This window comes from Streptomyces sp. NPDC015131 (genome assembly GCF_043079975.1).
Lineage (GTDB): Bacteria > Actinomycetota > Actinomycetes > Streptomycetales > Streptomycetaceae > Streptomyces.
Map to the genome: position 1 here is coordinate 14440 of NZ_JBIBVB010000011.1, position 18662 is coordinate 33101.

14 protein-coding genes and 1 pseudogene are annotated in these 18662 nt (G+C 73.1%); 12 read left to right on the plus strand and 3 right to left on the minus strand.

Features of this window, described 5'->3' with window-relative positions:
* Window positions 1–9 precede the first annotated feature (9 nt).
* The 10 genes from ACF08D_RS31140 to ACF08D_RS31185 all read left to right on the plus strand — a co-directional run bounded on the left by ACF08D_RS31140 (window position 10) and on the right by ACF08D_RS31185 (window position 12887).
* Window positions 10–1014 carry a DMT family transporter gene (locus tag ACF08D_RS31140; protein WP_392227547.1) on the plus strand — a complete coding sequence of 335 codons (1005 nt, stop codon included), beginning with the start codon at window positions 10–12 and terminating at the stop codon, window positions 1012–1014.
* A 342-nt stretch (window positions 1015–1356) separates the two neighbouring features.
* Complete coding sequence (locus ACF08D_RS31145) at window positions 1357–3312, plus strand: BTAD domain-containing putative transcriptional regulator (RefSeq protein ID WP_392227549.1); 1956 nt, start codon at window positions 1357–1359, stop codon at window positions 3310–3312.
* Window positions 3313–3701: 389 nt separating this feature from the next.
* Complete coding sequence (locus ACF08D_RS31150; protein ID WP_392227551.1) at window positions 3702–4991, plus strand: cation:proton antiporter; 1290 nt, start codon at window positions 3702–3704, stop codon at window positions 4989–4991.
* A gap of 126 nt (window positions 4992–5117) precedes the next feature.
* On the plus strand, window positions 5118–6908 hold the full coding sequence (locus ACF08D_RS31155; protein WP_392227553.1) for a 2-isopropylmalate synthase: 1791 nt from the start codon (window positions 5118–5120) through the stop codon (window positions 6906–6908).
* Window positions 6909–7057: 149 nt separating this feature from the next.
* Entirely contained in the window at window positions 7058–7714 is a 657-nt protein-coding gene (locus tag ACF08D_RS31160; RefSeq protein ID WP_392227555.1) for a hypothetical protein, read from the plus strand.
* A gap of 55 nt (window positions 7715–7769) precedes the next feature.
* Window positions 7770–9332 (plus strand): amino acid adenylation domain-containing protein, encoded by a 1563-nt coding sequence (locus tag ACF08D_RS31165; protein ID WP_392227557.1) that lies wholly within the window; start codon window positions 7770–7772, stop codon window positions 9330–9332.
* A gap of 157 nt (window positions 9333–9489) precedes the next feature.
* A complete protein-coding gene (locus ACF08D_RS31170; protein ID WP_392227559.1) occupies window positions 9490–10443 on the plus strand; it encodes a chlorinating enzyme in 954 nt (317 codons plus the stop codon).
* Window positions 10444–10490: 47 nt separating this feature from the next.
* A complete protein-coding gene (locus ACF08D_RS31175; RefSeq protein WP_392227561.1) occupies window positions 10491–10718 on the plus strand; it encodes a phosphopantetheine-binding protein in 228 nt (75 codons plus the stop codon).
* Window positions 10719–10878: 160 nt separating this feature from the next.
* Window positions 10879–12129, plus strand: a complete 1251-nt coding sequence (locus tag ACF08D_RS31180; protein WP_392227563.1) for an aminotransferase class I/II-fold pyridoxal phosphate-dependent enzyme — start codon at window positions 10879–10881, stop codon at window positions 12127–12129.
* Window positions 12126–12887, plus strand: a complete 762-nt coding sequence (locus ACF08D_RS31185) for a thioesterase II family protein (protein ID WP_392227565.1) — start codon at window positions 12126–12128, stop codon at window positions 12885–12887. The genes ACF08D_RS31180 and ACF08D_RS31185 overlap by 4 nt, the downstream gene beginning before the upstream one ends.
* Before the next feature lie 131 nt (window positions 12888–13018).
* Here the strand turns inward: ACF08D_RS31185 and ACF08D_RS31190 are convergent, their stop codons facing one another.
* The gene (locus ACF08D_RS31190) at window positions 13019–13318 is read right to left on the minus strand and encodes a cupin domain-containing protein (protein ID WP_392227566.1); all 300 of its coding nucleotides are present in this window, start codon (window positions 13316–13318) and stop codon (window positions 13019–13021) included.
* A 157-nt stretch (window positions 13319–13475) separates the two neighbouring features.
* On the opposite strand from ACF08D_RS31190, the gene ACF08D_RS31195 reads away from it, so the two are divergent.
* Window positions 13476–15005 (plus strand): FAD/NAD(P)-binding protein, encoded by a 1530-nt coding sequence (locus ACF08D_RS31195; protein WP_392227568.1) that lies wholly within the window; start codon window positions 13476–13478, stop codon window positions 15003–15005.
* Window positions 15002–16246, plus strand: coding sequence for an ATP-grasp domain-containing protein (locus ACF08D_RS31200; RefSeq protein ID WP_392227570.1), 1245 nt, complete (start codon window positions 15002–15004; stop codon window positions 16244–16246). Before ACF08D_RS31195 ends, ACF08D_RS31200 begins: the two co-directional genes overlap by 4 nt.
* A 962-nt stretch (window positions 16247–17208) precedes the next feature.
* On the opposite strand, the gene ACF08D_RS31205 is transcribed toward ACF08D_RS31200, so the two are convergent.
* Entirely contained in the window at window positions 17209–18432 is a 1224-nt protein-coding gene (locus ACF08D_RS31205; RefSeq protein ID WP_392227572.1) for an ATP-grasp domain-containing protein, read from the minus strand.
* Between the two features lie 78 nt (window positions 18433–18510).
* A pseudogene (locus tag ACF08D_RS31210) lies at window positions 18511–18662 on the minus strand (3-isopropylmalate dehydrogenase); the annotation flags it as partial.

Sequence of the window (18662 nt, forward strand, 5' to 3'; positions counted from 1 at the left end):
GAGCGTGTCGTGAACAACGCATCACCAGCACGGAACGAAGCGGCGAACGCTTATCTCTATCTGCTCGCGACCATGGCGTTCTTCGGCAGTGCCTTTGCCAGTTCGAAGGCGGTCGTCGGGCACATGCCGCACCAGGTGGCGGCGGTTCTCCGATTCGGTGGCGGGGCTCTCATCCTCGTTCTACTGCTTCTGCTGATCGGGCGGAAGTCCAGGGAAAAGGAATTGACCGGGGCTCAGATCGCGCGGGCGGCCGCGGTGGGTCTGCTCGGGGTTTTCGCCTACAATCTCTTCTTCTTCTGGGGCCTTTCTCTGGCCCCTTCGATCGACGGGAGCATCATTGTTCCGGTTTTGAGCCCGGTCATCACCACGGCGATTCTGCTCGTCATGGGCAGGGAAAAGGCGTCGGCCGCCCGGCTCGGCGGTCTCGCGCTCGGTGTGGCCGGTGCCGTGGTGTTCTTCCTGGGTGCCGGGGGGGCCGGCCTGGGCGGCGGGGGATCACGTCTCACCGGTGATCTGATCTTCCTTCTGGGAGCGCTCTCCTGGGCGCTTTACAGCATTGCCTCGAAGAAGGTGCTGGTGGGCATGGACCCGCTGCGCGCGACCACGTTCGGCACCCTCGCCGGCGCCCTGGCCCTTCTGCTCTTCGCGATACCGGCCCTGCCGGACGTGGACTGGACAGCGCTGTCCGGGGCCACCTGGGCCAATGTCGTGTACCTCGCCGTCGGACCGACCGCCGTGGCGTACCTCTTCTACTTCCGGGGGCTGCGTGTGGTCAGCCCCTCGACCGCCACCGTGATCATGTTCACGGTGCCCGTCTTCGGCGTGACGTGCGCCGTGGTGTTCCTGGGCGAGTCCTTCAGCGCTCTCCAGGCGGCGGGCGCGGTGGTCATGCTGGCCGGCGCGCTGCTGGCCGTCACCCAGGGCAGGCTCCGGCAGAAGCCGGCCGCCGGCCCGGCGGACGAGGGCGCCGACGACCCGGCCGAACCCTCCCGTCCCACCGGCCTCGCCCGCTGACCACGGGCCGCCGACCGCGGCCCGCCCCGGCGACGGGGCGGCGTCCGCCCCGCACCCGCTCCGGCGACACCCTGGTCCGGAGCTCCGCATCACCATTGGGGGGGATGGTGGTGCTCGCGCCTCAGTACCCGCTCAGGGCCCCACCCCGGCCCGGGCGGGCACCTGCTCCCACCCCCCGCCGACACGCAGCGCCGCGTCCGTCGGCCCTCACGCACCATCCATTCAGAATGCGAGATCGGGGTCTCAAGTTCAATGCGTGAAGTCGAGTTTCGAGTGCTGGGGCCGCTGGAGCTCAAAGTGAGCGGACGACCCGTGGCCCTCCGGGGAATGAAACATCGCATCGTGCTCGGTTCTCTCCTGACATCGGAGAACCGCTATACCTCCATCGGCCGGCTCGTCGACGCGGTGTGGGGGACCACTCCTCCGGACACCGCGTCCAAACAGATCCGCAACGCGGTGTCGGACCTGCGCGCCATCCTCGCCGCGAGCGGCGCGGTCATCGTCCCCGTGGCGGACGGCTACCGCCTCGACATCGGCGGCGCGCACCTCGATCTTCTGGAGTTCCACGACCGATTGACACGTGCCCGCGCCCAACTGGCCGCGGGGCGGCCGTCGGACGCCATTGCCGAGTTCCGCGCCGCGCTTTCCCTGTGGAACGGCCCCATGCTTTCGGGTCTCAAGAGCGACGCCCTGGAGGCGCAGTCGGCCGGTGTGCACGAAACACGACTGAGCGTGATCGAGGAATGCGTCGATCTTGAACTCGCGCACGGCCGCCACAAAGCGCTGCTGGGCGAACTCGCCGACTGGGTCGCGGACCATCCGCTGAGGGAGCGCATGGTCGCCCAGTACGTCCTGGCGCTCCACCGCTCCGGCGCCCGGGCCCGCGCCTTCGCGGTGTACGAGCAGACCCGGCGGCGGCTGGCCGAGCAGCTCGGACTGAGCCCCGGGCCGGAACTGACCGACGTGCACCGGCTGATGCTCCGCGAGGACGCCCGCACGGAAGGGCCCGCCGCGGACACCGCACCCGGCCCGGCCGGCCGTACCGCCCGTCCCGCGGCCGTCGCCGCCGTCCATGCGGCCCCCGCCCCCGTCGCGGCCGGCGAGCCGGGGTCCGGCACCGGCGCCGGACCGTGGGCGCCCGACGCGGCGCCCGGTTTCGCACCGGACTGCCTCCCCCCGGACATCGCCCACTTCGTGGGCCGCGCCGCCGAGATCCGGGGGCTGCTCCTGGAGGCGGCCCGCCCCGGTGCGCGCCGGGTCCTCGCCATCGACGGGATGCCCGGCGTCGGCAAGACCGCGCTCGCGGTGCACGTGGCGCACCGGGCGGCCGAACGGTTCCCCGACGGGCGGTACTTCCTCGACCTGCGGGGCCACAGCGCGACGCGCGACCCGCTGGACCGGCACGCCGCGCTGCGCCACCTGCTGCTGCTCTCCGGGGCGGCGCCCGACTCGCTGCCCCGCCGGGGCGAGGAGCTGGCCGCCCTGTGGCGGGCCCGCTCCACCGGGCTGCGGGCGCTGATCGTGCTGGACAACGCCGCCGACGCCGAGCAGGTCCGGCCGCTGCTGCCCGCGGGCGACGGCTGCCTCACCCTCGTCACCAGCCGGCGGCGGCTCACCATGACGACCTGGTCCGCGACGCGGGTGCTGTCCCTCGACCCCCTGCCGCGCGCGGAGGGGTACGAGCTGTTCTGCCTGCTGCTGGGGAAACGGCATCCGAGACCCGAGCCGGCCGCCGTCGACGGCGTGCTGGCACTCTGCGGAGACCTGCCCCTGGCCGTCTCCGCCGCCGCCGCCCGACTGCGCCGCCGGCCCTCCTGGCCCCTGGCCCACCTGATCGCACGGCTCGCCCACCCGCGGCAGCGGCTGGCCGACCTCCAGACCGAACAGGGCGGCGTGGCGGCCTGCTTCGACGCCTCGTACCGCCACCTCAACACCGGCCGGCAGCGGTTGCTGCGCATCCTCGGCGCGGCCGGCGGCGACACCACCGACGTACCGACCGCCTCCGCCCTCGCGGGCCTGCCGGCGTTCGTCGCCGAACGCATGCTGGAGGACCTGGTCGACGAGCACCTGCTGCTCCAGCCGGAGCCCGGCCGCTACCGCATGCACCCGCTGGTCAAGGCGTACTGCGGCGCCCTCTCGCACGCCCCGGACACCGCCCATGGCGCGGACGCGCCGCACGAGGTGTTCGCCACCGGCCTCTCCGGTGCGCCCGGCCCCGTCCCCGGCGCCGCGTGTCCGGCCGTCGAGGAGATCCCGGCCCCGCCTCCCGGCTGTCCCGCCGAAGCGCTGGCCGCCTGACGCGCGCACCGCCCGGCACACGTGACTGCGGCCGCCCCACCGGCCACCTCACACGCACCGCCCGGCGCACGCGACCCCGGCCGCCCCACCGGCCACCTCACGCACCGCCCGGCACGCGCACCCCGGCCGCCCCACCGGCCACACCGCGCCCACCCGGCACGCGTGACCCCGGCCGCCCCATCCGGCCCGTACCACCCGTAGCTCCGGCCACTCCCGGCTCGGCCGCCCCACCGGCCGTCCGGTCCGGTCGTACGCCCGCGGGCCCGCCCCCTCCTCCCCCACGCTCCCGCGACATCCGGTCGCGGGCCGGGCCCGCGCGTACCACGGCGCCCGGGGCACCCCGCCCCGTCGCGCCGGTCCCTCACTCCGCGTCGTCCCGAAGGTTTCGCATGTCCGGAAACACCCTGACCGACTTCTTCCTCGCCCTGTCCCTCGCGCTCGGCGCCGCCCGGCTCTTCGGCTCGCTGGCCCGCCGCATGGGCCAGCCCGCCGTGGTCGGCGAGATCTGCGCGGGCCTGCTCGCCAGCCCGATGGTCCTCACCTCCGCCGGCGCCGAGGCCGTCCTGCCCAGCGAGGTGAAGCCGCTGCTCGGCGCCCTCGCCAACGTGGGTCTGGCCCTGTTCATGTTTGTCATCGGGTACGAGATCGACGGCTCCCATCTGCGCGGCCGGCGGGGCGCGACGCTGGGCGTGGTCGCCGGGTCGGTGCTCGTCCCGCTGGCGGCGGGCTGCGCGCTGGCCGTCCCGCTCGCCGCCGCCCACGCGCCGGGCAACCGCACGGCGTTCGTCCTCTTCGTGGGTGTGGCCATGTCGGTGACGGCGTTCCCGGTCCTGGCGCGGATCCTCGCCGACCGGGGCCTGAGCCGCCATCCGGTCGGCAACCTCACCCTGACCGCCGCGGCGATAGGGGACCTGTTCGCCTGGGTCTGCCTCGCGGGCGTCGTCGCCTACGCCGGTGCCTCCGAGCAGTGGCGCATGGCGCTGGTGCCGGTCTACCTGGTCCTCATGGTGACGGTCGTCCGGCCGCTCCTGGGGATGGCGGTGCGCCGGGTCCAGGACCGTGACCGGGCCGCCGAGCGGCTGGTGCCGCTGCTGATCGCCGGGCTGATGGTCTCCTGCGCCGCCACCGAGTGGCTCGGCGTCCACTTCATCTTCGGGGCGTTCGCCTTCGGCGCCGTCATGCCGCGCAACGCGCTGGGCACCCTGCGCCCGGGGATCATGCGGCAGATGGAGCAGATCGGCCACGTCCTGCTGCCGCTGTACTTCGTGGTGGCCGGGACCAAGGTGGACCTGTCCGCCTTCACCCCGGCCGCGGTGCTCACCCTGCTGGCCGTGACCGGTGTGGCCGTCCTGTCGAAGGCCGGCGGCACCTATGCGGGCGCCCGGCTGGCGGGGCTGCCGCACGCGGCGGCGATGCCCACCGCGGTGCTGATGAACACCCGCGGGCTCACCGAGATCGTCATCGTCGCCGTCGCCCTGGACATGGCCCTGATCGACCAGAGCTTCTATTCGATGATGGTGGTGATGGCGGTCGTCACCACCGCCATGACCGGGCCGCTGCTGAAACTCTTCGGCGTATTGCCGCGGGAAACAGCGGATCTCCGGCCGGACGGCGAATCCCCCGTTCCTTCTGCGGTTCCTCTCGCGCCGCCCGCCCATGCCGCGTCGAAGACGCCCTGAGGCGACCGCGAGGACCGGCCGGGGATGCAACGAGGACACCTCTTCATAGGTTTTCCGCATCAACGGTCGAGCCGTTCACCACTCACCGCCGACTGCCCGTAAAGCCATCCTCAAGGGAGGCAAGGAATGACCGAGGCACCGCCGTCGCCCCGCGCCCTTTCGGGACTCAGGACTCCTCTCGGCCCCCGTCGTCCGGACCAGCCGTGGTGGAACGCCCAGCGCGGGTCCGCCATGCCGTTCCAGCGCTACGCCCGCTCGGCGCCCCGGCTGCCGGCCGAGCCCACCGACCGGTCCTGGCCCGCCAAGTCCCTGGTCAGGGCGCCTCTCTGGGCGTCCGTCGACCTGCGGGACGGGAATCAGGCGCTGAGCAGCCCGATGGACACCGAGCGCAAGGGCCGGATGTTCGACCTGCTGGTACGCATGGGCTTCAAGGACATCGAGGTCGGTTATCCGTCCGCCAGTGACGCGGACTTCTCGTTCCTCCGGACGCTGATCGAGCAGGACCGCATTCCGGACGACGTCACGATATCCGTCTTCACCCCGGCCCGGCCGGAATTGATCGACCGGACCTTCCAGGCCATCGAGGGCGCCGACCGGGCGATGGTGCACCTGTGCAATGCGACCGCGTGCCTCTGGCGCGAGGTGGTATTCGGCATGACCGCCGACGAGGTGCGGCGCATGGCGCTGACCTCGGCCGAGCGGATCGCCCGGCTCGCCGACGCCGCCAAGGGCACCGAACTGCGTTTCGAATACTCTCCGGAGACGTTCAACGTCACCGAGCCGGAATACGTCCTGGAGGTGTCCGACGCCATCATCTCCCTGTGGGACGCGAGCCCGGACCGGCCGGTCACCCTGAACCTGCCGACCACGGTGGAGACCGACTCGCCCAACGTCTTCGCGGACCAGGTCGAGTGGATGCACCGCAATCTGGACCGCCGCGACTCGGTGATCCTCTCCGTGCACCCGCACAACGACCGGGGTACCGCGGTCGCGTCCGCCGAGCTGGCGGTGATGGCCGGTGCCGACCGGATCGAGGGCACCCTCTTCGGCAACGGCGAGCGCACGGGCAACGTCTGCCTGGCGACGCTGGCGCTCAACCTGTTCAGCCAGGGCGTGGACCCGCAGCTGGACTTCTCCGACATCGACGAGATCCGCTCCACGGTCGAGTACGCCAACCAGCTGCCGGTGGGCCCGCGCCACCCCTACGGCGGCGACCTCGTCTACACGGCGTTCTCCGGTACGCACCAGGACGCCATCGCCAAGGGGCTCGCGGACATCGAGCGCCAGGCCGCCGAGGCCGGCACGGACACCTCCGAGGTGCGGTGGGACGTGCCGTACCTGCCGATCGACCCCAAGGACGTGGGCCGCACCTACGAGTCGGTGGTGCGGGTCAACAGCCAGTCCGGCAAGGGCGGGGTGGCGCACGTCCTCAAGAGCGCCTACGGGCTGGACCTCCCCCGCGGCATGCGGGTGGAGCTGGGCAGGACGGTGCAGCGGGTCGCCGACGGCGACGGCATCGAGCTGACCTCCCGTGAGCTGCGCGCCATCTTCGACCGGATGTACCTGGACATCAAGGCGCCGGCGGTGCTGCTGAAGGAGTTCCACGCGACCGCCGGGGAGAGCGCCACCGTGGTGGACGCGCTGATCGTCGGCCGGGACGGCGGGGAGCGGCGGCTGACGGGTACGGGTATGGACGCGGCCACCGCCTACGCCGACGCCCTGTCCGGCCACGGGGTGACCGCCGAGGTCGCCGAGCTGACCGCCCACCCGATCGGCGACCGCCTGGGCACCGGCTGGGCCGCCTACGCGCAGCTGACCGTAAGCGGCGCGACCTGGTACGGCGCCGCCCTGGCGCCCGACGAGGAGAGCGCCCGGCTGGGCGCGGTCACCTCGGCGGTCAACCGCGCCGCGGCCTGACGCCGGGCACACCGGCCGGTCACCAGCGCCGCCGCCCGGCCCCGGCGCCTGCCCGTCACCGCCCGCCCGGTGCGCCGGCGCCGTCCGCCCCTTCCGCCCTATCCGCCCCTTCCACCCGACGCCCTGCCGACCATTGAGGTAGCCGAACGATGGACTTCACCTTCAGCGAGACCAAGAGGGATCCCGGCCGGGACTGCTTCGTCTACCCGGCGCACAGCGAGCTGGACCGGATCGCCCTGGCGGGGCTGCGCCGCCGGGCGGGCGCCGACCTGCTCGGGGGCTCGCTCGACGGCCCGGCGGCGGCCGACCCGTTCGCGCCGCACACCACCCACATGCTGGTGATGGTGGAGGGGGAGCTGGTGGCCGCCACCGAGCTGGTCGCGTACTCCCCGCTGGGGCTGCCGCTCACCGAGTGGCCCGCCCTGCGCGGAGTGCTCCGGCGCAGCCGCCGGCTGGTGCAGGTGCGCCGGACGGTGGTCCGCCCGGGCCATGCGGACCGGCCGCTGCCGGAGCTGCCCCACGGGGCGGTGGGCGGGCTGCTCAAGGGGTGTCTCCAGTGGGCCGTCTCGCACGACGTGAGCGACGTCGTGATGGAGGTGGCCGCCCCCGGGGTGGCGCGGCGGCTGGCCCAGCTGGGCGCCACGCCCGTGGAGGGTTCCCGGCCGGACGCGGCGGTGGCGACGTACCGCCTCAGCGTCAACGAGCTGGTCGCCCGCGGCTTCCGGGCCGGCAGTCCCTTCTACGGCTACCTCCTCGACTACGACGAGAGCGTGCTGCTCCGCGAGCACGTACCGGCCCTCGTCTAGCCCGCCCGCGCTCCCCCGCCGACGCTCCCCCACCCCCGTGAAAGGAATGTCCCGCATGTCTCTCACAGGCAGGCATCTGCCCCTGCCGGACGACCTGCTGGTGCACCGGGTCTTTGAGGCCCACGCCCGGCGCCACCCCGACCGGACCGCGCTGACCTGCGGTGACGTACGACTGACGTACGCGGAACTCAATGAGCGGGCCAACCGGTTCGCCCACCACCTGCGGGGGCGGGGGGTGGGGCGCGGCGGAGTCGTCGGCGTCTGCCTGGACCGCTCGCCCGACCTGATGACCGCCATCCTCGGCACCCTCAAGGCCGGTGCGGCCTACGTCCCGCTGGACCCCACCTATCCGGCCGAGCGGTTGCGGCTGATGGTTTCGCAGCTCGACACCGTCAAGCTGAACGTGGTGTCCGCCGAGACCCGGGAGCTGATCGACGACGCCCCCGGCGAGCTGGTCCGCATCGACGACCTGGCCGCGGAGCTGGCCCAGGAGCCCGCCACGAACCCGGTGGTCGACCTCGCCAACGACGACCTGTGCTACGTGGTGTTCACCTCCGGCTCCACCGGCACCCCGAAGTCGATCGCGGTGCGCCACGACGGCTGGTACAACCTGCTGGAGTGGCTGCGGGTGGCCTACGGGCTGGGGCCCGAGTCCAGCGGCCTGACGGTCAGCTCCTTCGGGTTCGACATCAGCCAGCGCGGTCTGATGTCGCCGCTCTTCTGCGGCGCGGCGATCCACCTGCTGCCCAGCCGGTACTTCGACACCTCGATGGCGTACCGGCTGATCGGGACCCACGGGGTGCGCCAGCTGCACTGCGCGCCGAGCACGCTGTACGTCCTGATCGACTACGAGCAGGCTCTCGGCACCGACGCGCTGACCCGGGTGGGTCATGTCTTCATCGGCGGTGAGCCGCTGACGGTGGCCCGGGTCGAGGAGTGGGCCACCCGGCCGGGCAACTCCTGTGTGCTGCTGCACCAGTACGGTGTGGCCGAGTGCACGGACGTGGCGACCTCGCACGTCCTCGGCGACTACGAGCGGTACCGCGGCGCCGCCACGCCGGTGGGCGAGCCGGTGTACAACACCGAGATCCGGCTGCTCGACGACGAGCTGAACGAGGTGCCGGACGGGGAGACCGGGGAGATCTGCGTCTCCGGCCGGAGCGTCAGCGCCGGTTACCTCAACGCCTCCCCCGCCGACCACGAGCGCTTCACCGAACTGCCCACCGCCCAGGGGCCGGTGCGGATCTACCGCACCGGTGACCGCGGGTACGCCACCCCGGACGGCGAGCTGGTGGTGGTCGGCCGGGTGGACTCCCAGGTCAAGATCCGCGGCATGCGGATGGACCTCGGTGACGTCGAGCACGGTCTGCGCGGCCACCACCTGGTGGACGACGCCGTGGTGCTGGCCGTCCCCGACGCGTCGGGCGAACTGGGCCTGGTCGGCTTCGTCCTGCCGGCGCCCGGCACCCGTCCCGACACCCGGACGCTGTACCAGGACCTGCTGAAGACCCTGCCCCGGAACATGGTGCCGCAGCGGTTCACGGTCCTGGACAGCTTCCCCCTGAACCCGAACGGCAAGACCGACCGCCGGGCCCTGGCCGCCCTGGCCCGCGCCTGAACGGGCCGGTGCCGCCTCCCGCGTACGTCCTGTCCCGTTCGCCCCTCCGCACGTTCGTTCCCACCGAAGTCCGTACAGCCCACGCAGTCCGGACAGCCCACGCAGCCCGTACACCCACCGAAGTCCGTACGGCCCTACCGACGAAGGAATGGCAGTCATGACGATCGACCAGCAGCGCCCGACGCCCGCCGCGCAGATCGCGAACAACGCGGTCATACCGGAGGACATCCGGTCCCACATCGAGCAGTTCGCCGTCGACGGCTTCACCGGCCCGATCAAGCTGTACGAGCCCGAGGAGGCCGAGGCGCTGATCCGCGAGATCCGGATCAACAACCAGGACTCCTCGAAGGCGCTGTACCAGAACAGCGTCAACTACGACCGGCACTTCGACATCCCGGAACTGAGCCGGCACGTGATGCACCCGACGATCGCCAAGTACCTCACGGCGATCCTCGGCCCGGACGTCCTCAACTGGCGCACCGAGTGGTTCCCCAAGTTCCCCGGCGCCAAGGCCACCGAGTGGCACCAGGTGCGCGACTACAGCTACGCCAACGGCAAGCCGCAGCTGCTGCCCACCGAGTCCGAGTGGAACGCGTTCATCGACATCACCGTCTGGACGACCTTCACCCCGGCCACCAAGGAGCGGGCGTGCATGAAGTTCGTGCGCGGTTCGCAGCGCGACTGGATCTTCGACGAGCACAAGGCCACCGCCGCCGGCCGCGGCACCGACTACGACGTCGCCCACGCCAACACCGGCTTCTTCGGGTACGACTTCGCCGACTTCAAGATCGACCCGAACTGGGAGCCGCGCCCCGAGGACGTGGTGGAGATGGAGATGAAGCCGGGCGAGGCCGTCATCTTCACCGCCTCCTGCGTGCACGGGTCCACCCCGAACCTCACCGAGCGCGAGACCCGGTTCGCCATCGCCGCGCGGTACGTGCCCACGCACGTGCGGGTGTACCCGGGCCAGGACTCCTTCAGCGCCCACGGCGCGACGTTCGACCTCAAGGACTACGGCAGCGTCCTGGTGGCCGGCACCAACGCCTACGACCACAACCGCATCCGCACCGAGAACAACCACGGCGTGCCCTTCCGCTGGACCGCGAGCTGACCACCGCGGCACCCGGCCCCGACCCCCTTCCGCGAAAGGAACGACACATGATCGCCGAGAAGATCCACGCCATCTGGAGCCGTGAGCTCAAGCTGGAGGAGTTCTCCGACACCGACGACTTCTTCAACCTGGGCGGCCACTCACTGATCATGGCGAACATCCAGGTCGCCATCGTCAGTGAGCTGGGCATCGAGGTCCCGATGGACCAGCTCTTCCGCAAGTCCACGGTCAAGGAGATCTCCGAGCACATCGAAGCGGCCCTCTCGGCCGCCTGACCGTGCGCGCCGGGCGACGACGGCCCGGCTCCGACGCTCCTCGCCGGAGCACCCACGGCATGCCGGGACCGGGCCCTCGCCCGGTCCCGGCAGTCGGCCGTGGTCCCACCACTCATCCCAAGGGGGAGCCCCAGTGCAGCTATCGAGTCGGGGCCGGCAGATGACCCGTCTGTCGGGCATCCGCAGCATCATGGAGGACATCGCCGCGGCCGGCCAGGACGTGGACGACGGCGACTGGCTGAACCTCAGTCCGGGCAATCCCTCGCACATCCCGGAGGTGGTGTCCGCGTGGCAGCGACTCACCCGGGAGGCGCTGGACGAGCGGTTCGTGGAGGCCAGCACCCGCTACGGCCCCTCGCGCGGCACCGGTGGCCTCGTCGACGCCCTGGTGGGCTACTTCAACCTCACGTACGGCTGGTCGATCGGCCCGGAGAACGTGGTCGTCGGGCCCGGCAGCCAGATGCTGTCCTTCATCGCGGCCACCCTCTTCACCGGCCCCGGCGGGGACGGCCGCGTCCGCCCGCTGGTGCTGCCCCGGCTGCCCGACTACACCGGCTACCAGGGCCTCGTCATGGACCCGGGCGGCATCGTGGGCGTCGAGCCGCTCGTCGTGGACGAGGGCCCGCACTCCTTCCACTACGCGGTGGACACCGAGGCGCTGGCCCGGCTGGACACCATGGGCATGATGCTGCTGTCCAGTCCGGCCAACCCCACCGGCAGCAGCCTGGACGCCGCCGACCTCAAGGCGCTCACCGACATCGCCGAGCGCCGGGACGTGCCCCTGGTCGTGGACCACGCGTACGGCGAGCCCTTCCCGGGGGTGGTGCAGACCCGGGTGGCCCCGGTGCTGCACCCGCATGTGCTGAACCTGTTCACCTTCTCCAAGGCGGGCCTGCCCGGTGAGCGCATCGCCTTCGCGATCGGCCCGGCCGAGCTGATCGACCCCATGGTGTCCTTCATCGCCAACTCGGCCCTGCACGCGCCCCAGCTGGTGCAGGCGACCGTGGAGAGTGCGCTGACCGGCCGGGACATCGATGTGCTGACGACCCGTCACATTACGCCGTACTACAAGGCGAAGCGGGCCATGGCGGAGGCGCTGCTGGAGGAGGCGCTGCCCGACACCCTGCGGTGGCGGCTGCACTCCAGCGACGGCGGCATGTTCTGCTGGCTGCACATCGACCACGACTGGTTCGACGACCTGGAACTGTACGAACTGCTCAAGCGCAAGAAGATGTTCGTCGTGCCGGGGCGGCACTTCTTCGTGGCGCCGCTGGACACCCCGTTCCTGCGGACGCACGGCAGGCGGTGCGTCCGGCTGAGCCTGAGCCCCAACGAATGGGCCGTGGCCGAGGGCGTCAACCGGCTGGCGGAGGCGCTGAGGGAGCTGCGCGCCGAGCGGGGCGGGCGGTGAGCGCCGCGGACCGCTGGCTGCGGCGGCACCCGGTGGCGGGAGCGGTGCGCAAGCGGCTGGTGTGCCTGCCGCACGCGGGCGGCACCGCCGGGGCGTTCGCCGGCTGGGCCGGCCGGCTGCCCGCCGGGACGGAACTGGTCGCGGTGCAGTACCCGGGGCGGCAGGACCGGCTGCGGGAGGAACCGATCGGTGAGATGGCCGAGATGGCGGACCGGCTGGCCGAGGCGCTGCGCCCGCTGCTGGACCGCCCGATGGTCCTCTTCGGTCACAGCATGGGCACCGGCCTGTCGTACGAGGTCGCCGGCCGGCTGGAGCGCTCCGACGGCTTCGTGATGGAGCACGTCTTCGTCTCGGCCCGGCCCGCGCCGCACCGGATCGACGGTGAGCATCGGCACCGGCTGTCCGACGAGGAGCTCGTCGCCGCGATGCGCCGGCTGGGCGGTCCGGACGCCGAGGTGTACGACCACCGGGCGCTGCTGCCGCTGATCCTGCCGCCGCTGCGCGCGGACCTGGCGCTGCTGGACCGCTACCGCCCCGAGCGGCTCACCCCGCTGCGGGCGCCGCTGACGGTGTTCGGCGGGGAGGACGACGACACCTGCCCGGTCGGGGATCTCGCCGCCTGGGCCGACGCCACGACGGGGTCCCTGCGGATCCGGCTCTTTCCGGGGGGCCACCATTATCTGCGGGAATGCGAGGAGGAAGTGGTGCGGGCGGTGTCGGACCGTCTTTCGACGGCCGGCGCCGCTCCTGCGCCGTAAATCCTGGGGCCTTCGGCCGGGAATTCCCGCCGCCTTCCGCTTTCCGCTTCCCGCCGCTTTCCGCCGGTTCTCGGCGGTCTTCGGCGATATTCGGCGGTATTCAGCGGTCTCCGGCGGCGGGAATCACCGGTTCATCCGATGTGGTGGCCGGTGGTGGCGTCCACGTATTCCGGGACGTCCTCGTGGGTGTCCCCGACGGTCAGCGTGCCGGTGGGCTCGACCATCAGGATGTGGGCCTCGGAGTCGGCCACCGGCTTGTGTTCCGTCCCGCGCGGCACCACAAAGGTGTCGCCCTGTTCCAGGGTGACCGCCCGCTCCGCGCCGCCCTCGCGGAGGTGGATCACCAGGCGCCCGGACACCACGATGAACAGCTCGTCCGTGTCCTGGTGGGCGTGCCAGATGTACGCGCCGTGGAATTTGGCGACCCGCACGTCGTAATCGTTGAATTGCGCGACGATACGGGGGCTCCACAGCGCACTGAAGGAATCAAGGGTCTTTTGGAGATTCACCGGTTCGGTCATCATGCTGCGAATGATGACCGATTTCCGGGGGCCGATCAAGCGGATCAATCGGACAGGGGGAATCGCAGTGGAACGCGACATCGTGATCGTGGGCGCGGGGGCGACCGCGATCAGCGTTTTCGTCCGGCTCGTCGAATGCGACGGCATAGCCGGAATCCGGCTCGTGGATCCCCGGCCGGCGGGGCTGGGCACGGCCTTCGGCACCACCGACCCGGCGCTGTTGTGCAACACGTCCGCCGACGTCACCTCCCTCGACCCGGAGGGCGCCTCGGACCTGGTGGCCCACCTCGCGTCCCGGGGCTGGCCGGTCGCGCCCGGTGACTTCGTCCCCCGGTTCCTCGTCGGCCAGTACTGCCGGGAGCGGTACCAGGACGCCCGGCGCCGCGCCCTCGCCCGGGGCATCCGGGTCGAGCAGGTCCGCGCCCGGGCCGTCACCGTCGAGGCGCGGTCCGCGCCCGGCGGCCGGTACGGCGTCGTACTGGACGACGGCACACGGCTCGGCGCGGACGACGTCCTGCTCTGCCAGGGCCTGGAGCGGCCGAACGTCCCCGCACTCGTCCGCCCGCACCTGGCCGATCCGCGCCTGCTCGCCTCGCCCTACCCGGTGGGGCGCCTGACCGCGCTCCCCACCTCGGCCCGGGTGCTGGTCCTCGGCAGCAAGCTCTCCGCCGTGGACGCCGCGCTGGTGCTGTGCCGGGACGGGCGGAACGTGACCCTGGCCTCCCGCAGCAGTCAACTCCCCGCCGTACGGACCCGTTTGGTGCGACCCGTCCACCCCCGGGACGAGGCGCCGGCGGACCCGGGCGGCGCGGGCGGCGCGGGCGGCGACGCCACCGGCCTGGACGCCTTCGCCCGGCACGTACGGCGGCAGCCCGCCCCCGGGGCGCCCGGCGCCCGCGCACGGCTCGACCACGAGGCCGCCCTGGCCGCCGCCGGGCAGGTGCCGTGGCAGGACCGGGTCGCCGAGGTCATCGACCGGGTCAACGAGGTCACCGCCGACTGGTCCCCCGCCGACCGGGCCGCGGTCCTCGCCCGCCACGGCGAGCCGGTGTCCCGGTACATCTCGTCCATCCCCCTGCGCAACGCCCGCCTGCTCCAGCACCACCTGGCCAAGGAGACCCTGGTCCTCGCCGACGGCTTCCCCTCGTCGGTCACCGCGGGTCCGGGCGGCTGGCGCGTGCGCTGGGCGGACGGCTCCGAGGGCCATTTCGACCACATCGTGTGCGCCACCGGCTTTCTCCGCCCCACGGCGGTGGTCCGCCCCGGGGAAGCGGCGCTGCACCTGGACGGCCCCGGCGAGGACCGGGGCGTGGGCGAGGCCCGGGAACCCGAGGTCACCGGGCGGCTCCGGCTGCGCCTGGCGCCCGGCGGCCCCGAGGAGCGCATCTGGGTCCTCGGGCCCTCCGCCCATCCCCGTACGGCCATCGTCAACTACCTCCGCACCGCCGCGCTCCACGCCCGCGACGTGGCGGCCCAGTTCACCGGCCCGACGCCCACGTCCGCAGCAGCCACGGAACCCGCCGCCCCGGGCCCGTACCCCGCGCCCGCCCCCGTACCCACCGCCGTCTCCGCACTCCAGGAAGGCCCCACGCCGTGATCGCCCTCGTCAACCCGGTCTCCTCCGGACCCGAGCTCTCCCGCGCGCTGCGCGAGGAGGGCGGCAGGTGCCTGCACCTCTACACCGCCGAGCACCGCGCCGCCCACGACGCCGACCTGGCCGCCGCATCCGCAGGCCCCGCGGCCGTGCTGCTCCACACCGACCTCGACAGCACCGTCCGCGCACTGCGCGGCCTGGGCACCGAACGGGTCGTCGCCGCCAGCGAGTACGGCGTCGTCCTCGCCGACACCCTCGCCGCCCGCATGGGCCTGGAGCACCACCGGCCCGAACTCGCCCCGGCGCGCCACGACAAGCACCTGATGCTCCGCGCCGTCGCGGACGCCGGCCTGCCGGTCGCCGTCTCCCACCTCGTACGCGACCCCGACGAGCTGGACAAGGCGCTGGCCGACATCGGCCGCCACCCCGTCGTCGTCAAGCCCGGGAACAGCGCGGGCAGCGACGGATGCCACACCTGCCACACCCCGCTCCAGGCGCACCAGGCGTTCCGGCGGATCGCCCACGCCCGCAACCTGCTGGGCCGCCGCAACGACGGGGTCCTGGTGCAGGAGCGGCTGGAGGGCGAACTCCACATCGTCAACACCGTCAGCATGGGCGGGCGCCACCTCGTCGGCGAGATCTACGCCAAGCGGGTGGAGTGGACCGACGGTGCCCCGCTGCTGCGCCATGTCGTCTCCGTCACCCGCCCGGACCGGCGCGTACGGGACCTCGTCGACCACACCCTCGGATGCCTGGACGCGCTCGGCATCCGGGAGGGCGCCGCCCACTCCGAGGTCATGCTCACCCCGGCCGGACCGCGCCTGGTCGAGGTCAACTCCCGGGTGATGGGGCCGTGTCTGTCCCCCGACCCGTTCTTCGCCGCCTTCGGCCACACCCAGCAGCACCTGGTCGCCGAGCGCTTCCTCCGGCCCGGTGACTTCGCCCGCCGGCTGGACACCCCGTACGGCCCGGCCCGCACCCTCGCCCGGGTCTTCCTGCGCGCGCTGCGGCCGGGCGTGCTTACCGCCATGGACGGGCTGCGCACGCTGCGCCGCCTGCCCGGGTTCCACAGCCTGACCAAGCTGCCCGCCATCGGCGCACCGGTCGGCGACCCGTACCTCACCACCGGCGCCGGGGGGCTCGCGTACTTCGTCTCCGACGACCCGGAACTCCTCGCGCACTCGCTCGCCGTGGTGCACGCGATGGAGGAGTCCGGCGCCCTCTTCCAGCTCGACGCGCGATAGGAGCGGACTCGTCGTGCCTGTGTTCCTGATCGCGACGTCCATGGTGTTGCAGGACGGGGTCAAGGGTTATCTCAGCGGCCGGATCGGCGTGGGGGGCGGGCTGTTGTTCTCCACCGTGTCGTTCGCCATGGCCGCCGCGGTCTTCGGCGCCCTCTACGCCTGGTCGGCGTCCGGGCGGGCCGCGCGGGCCGCCGCCGCCCGGCGGAGCCCCGCCGAGCGCCGCTCCGTCCGCCGGCTGCTGATCGCCATGAACGTGCTCACCGCCGTCTGCTTCCTGAGCGTCTACACCGCGCTCGCCTCCGTCCCGGCCGCCCTCACCAACGGGATCACCTCCGCGCTGGGGCCGCTGGTGGTCGCCGTCGCCGGGCTCGCCGGGCTGGGCCGCCGGCCCACCGCCGTCACCTGGACGACGGCCCTGGCGCTGCTCGGCGCGGGCCTGGCGCTCGCCGTCCGGCTGAGCGGCTGGGGCCCGGGTGCCGGGGGTCCGGGTGCCGGCGGCGCGGGGACCGGGCTGCTCCTCGCCTTCACGGCCGGGATCTCGGTCGCCTGCCTGGCGATGGTGTCCGGCCGGCTCGGCGCCCTCGGCGTCACCACCGTGCACGTGATGGCGGTCCGCTTCCATCTGACGTACGTGGCGGGCGCCGCGCTCATCGCGCTGACCGGCGGCCCGCCCGCGGGCTGGAGCACCGAGGCGCCCCGGCTGGCGCTGCTGGGCATGCTGGCCGTCGTGCTGCCGCTGTTCCTGCTCCAGTACGGGCTCCAGCGCAGCGACCCGCTGCTCGCGGTGGTCGTCCTGTCGGTGTCCCCGGCCGTCGCCTACGGCGCCCAGCTGGTGTTCGGCGAGCCGGCCGACCCGGTGGCGCTGGCCCTCATCGCCGTACTGATCGCGCTGGCGCTCGCCGGGACGCTGTACGGCCGCCACCGGGAGGCGGCGGCCGTACGGCGGTCCGGTACCGAAGCGGTCAGGCCGGACGCACCGCCACCCGCAGCCGGGCGAGCAGCTCGCCGGCCCGGCGGTCGGCCGCCGGGGCGTCGGGGCCCCCGACCACCAGCAGTCCCCGCCGGTCACCGCTCCGGGCCGCCGGACGCACCGCCTCCCCGGGGGTGAGCGTGCAGGCCGCGGCCAGGACGTCCGGCTCCCGGTCGACGGCCTCCCACCCGGTCACGGAGGTGACCACGCCCGCCGGGGGCATCACGAACCGGGTGGCGGCGGCCCGGACCTGCTCGGGCAGCCGCACCGGACGGCCGGTCATGTCGTCGTACCAGGCGCCGTAGAGCTCCAGCCCGGGGCGGCACCACTCCAGCATGGCGTGGATCCAGTCGCCGCCCTGGCGGACGTGGACCTCGCCGAGGACCGGCCCGTCCTCGGTGAGCCAGCACTCCACGTGGAAGAGGCCGGTGGACAGTTTGAGGGCGAGCAGCGCGGCGGTGACCTCGGCGGTGATCGCCGCCGCCGGGCCGGGGTCCAGCCGCGCCGGCATGAGGTGCCCGCTCTCCACGAACGAGCCGGTGTCCGTGCGCTTCTCGGTGACGGCCAGCACCCGGGGCTCTCCGGCGAGCCAGATGCCCTCGACGCTGAACTCCGGCCCGGAGACGAAGGCTTCGACCACGGCGGCGCCGTCCTCGCCGCTCGCGGCGGCGAAGGCGGCGGGCAAGTCCCCGGCCGAGGTCACCAGGGACACGCCCGTGCTGCCCGCCGCGCCGCGCGGTTTGACGATCGCGGTGCCGCCCAGCGACGCCAGGACGTCCAGGCCCTCCGCCTCGGTGCGGACGAGGCGGCACGCCGGCTGCCGGAAGCCCTCGGCCGCGAGCCGCTCCCGGCACTCGTCCTTGTTGCGTACGGTACGGACCGCGTCGGGCGGGTTCCCGGGCAGCCCCAGCTCGGCGGCGACCTCCGCCACCGCGACCTGGGCGAACTCCCGGTAGCCGAACACCGCGCGGAAACGGCCCCGGTCGGGGCGGGCGCGGATCCACGCGAGGCACGCGCCGGGGTCGGTGGGGTCGAGGGCGGCCACCTCGTGGGCGAGCGCCGCGATCTCCGCGCCGGCCCGGAGGTTCTCCGGGGTGTCGGTGAGCACCACCCGGCACCCCCGGCCCACGAGCTGGCGCAGGGAGCGCAGGCAGATGTCGTGGACGTGACCGGACGCGGGGCCGGCGGCGCCGCCCAGGACCAGGACATCGGACATACGGGGACCTCCTCGGGAAAAGGCGCGTGCCGCCCGGCGACAGGGGTGGCCGGGCGGCACGCGGTTCGGGGGGACGGGTCAGCGCGCTACGCGGGCGGCGAGCGCGTCGCCGATCTCCTCGGTGGTGCGCGGGGTGGTGTCGCGTTCGGCGAGGTCGGCGGCGACGGCCTCCTCGATGCGGACGGCCTCGGCCTCGTGGCCCAGGTGCCGCAGGAGCAGCGCGACGGACA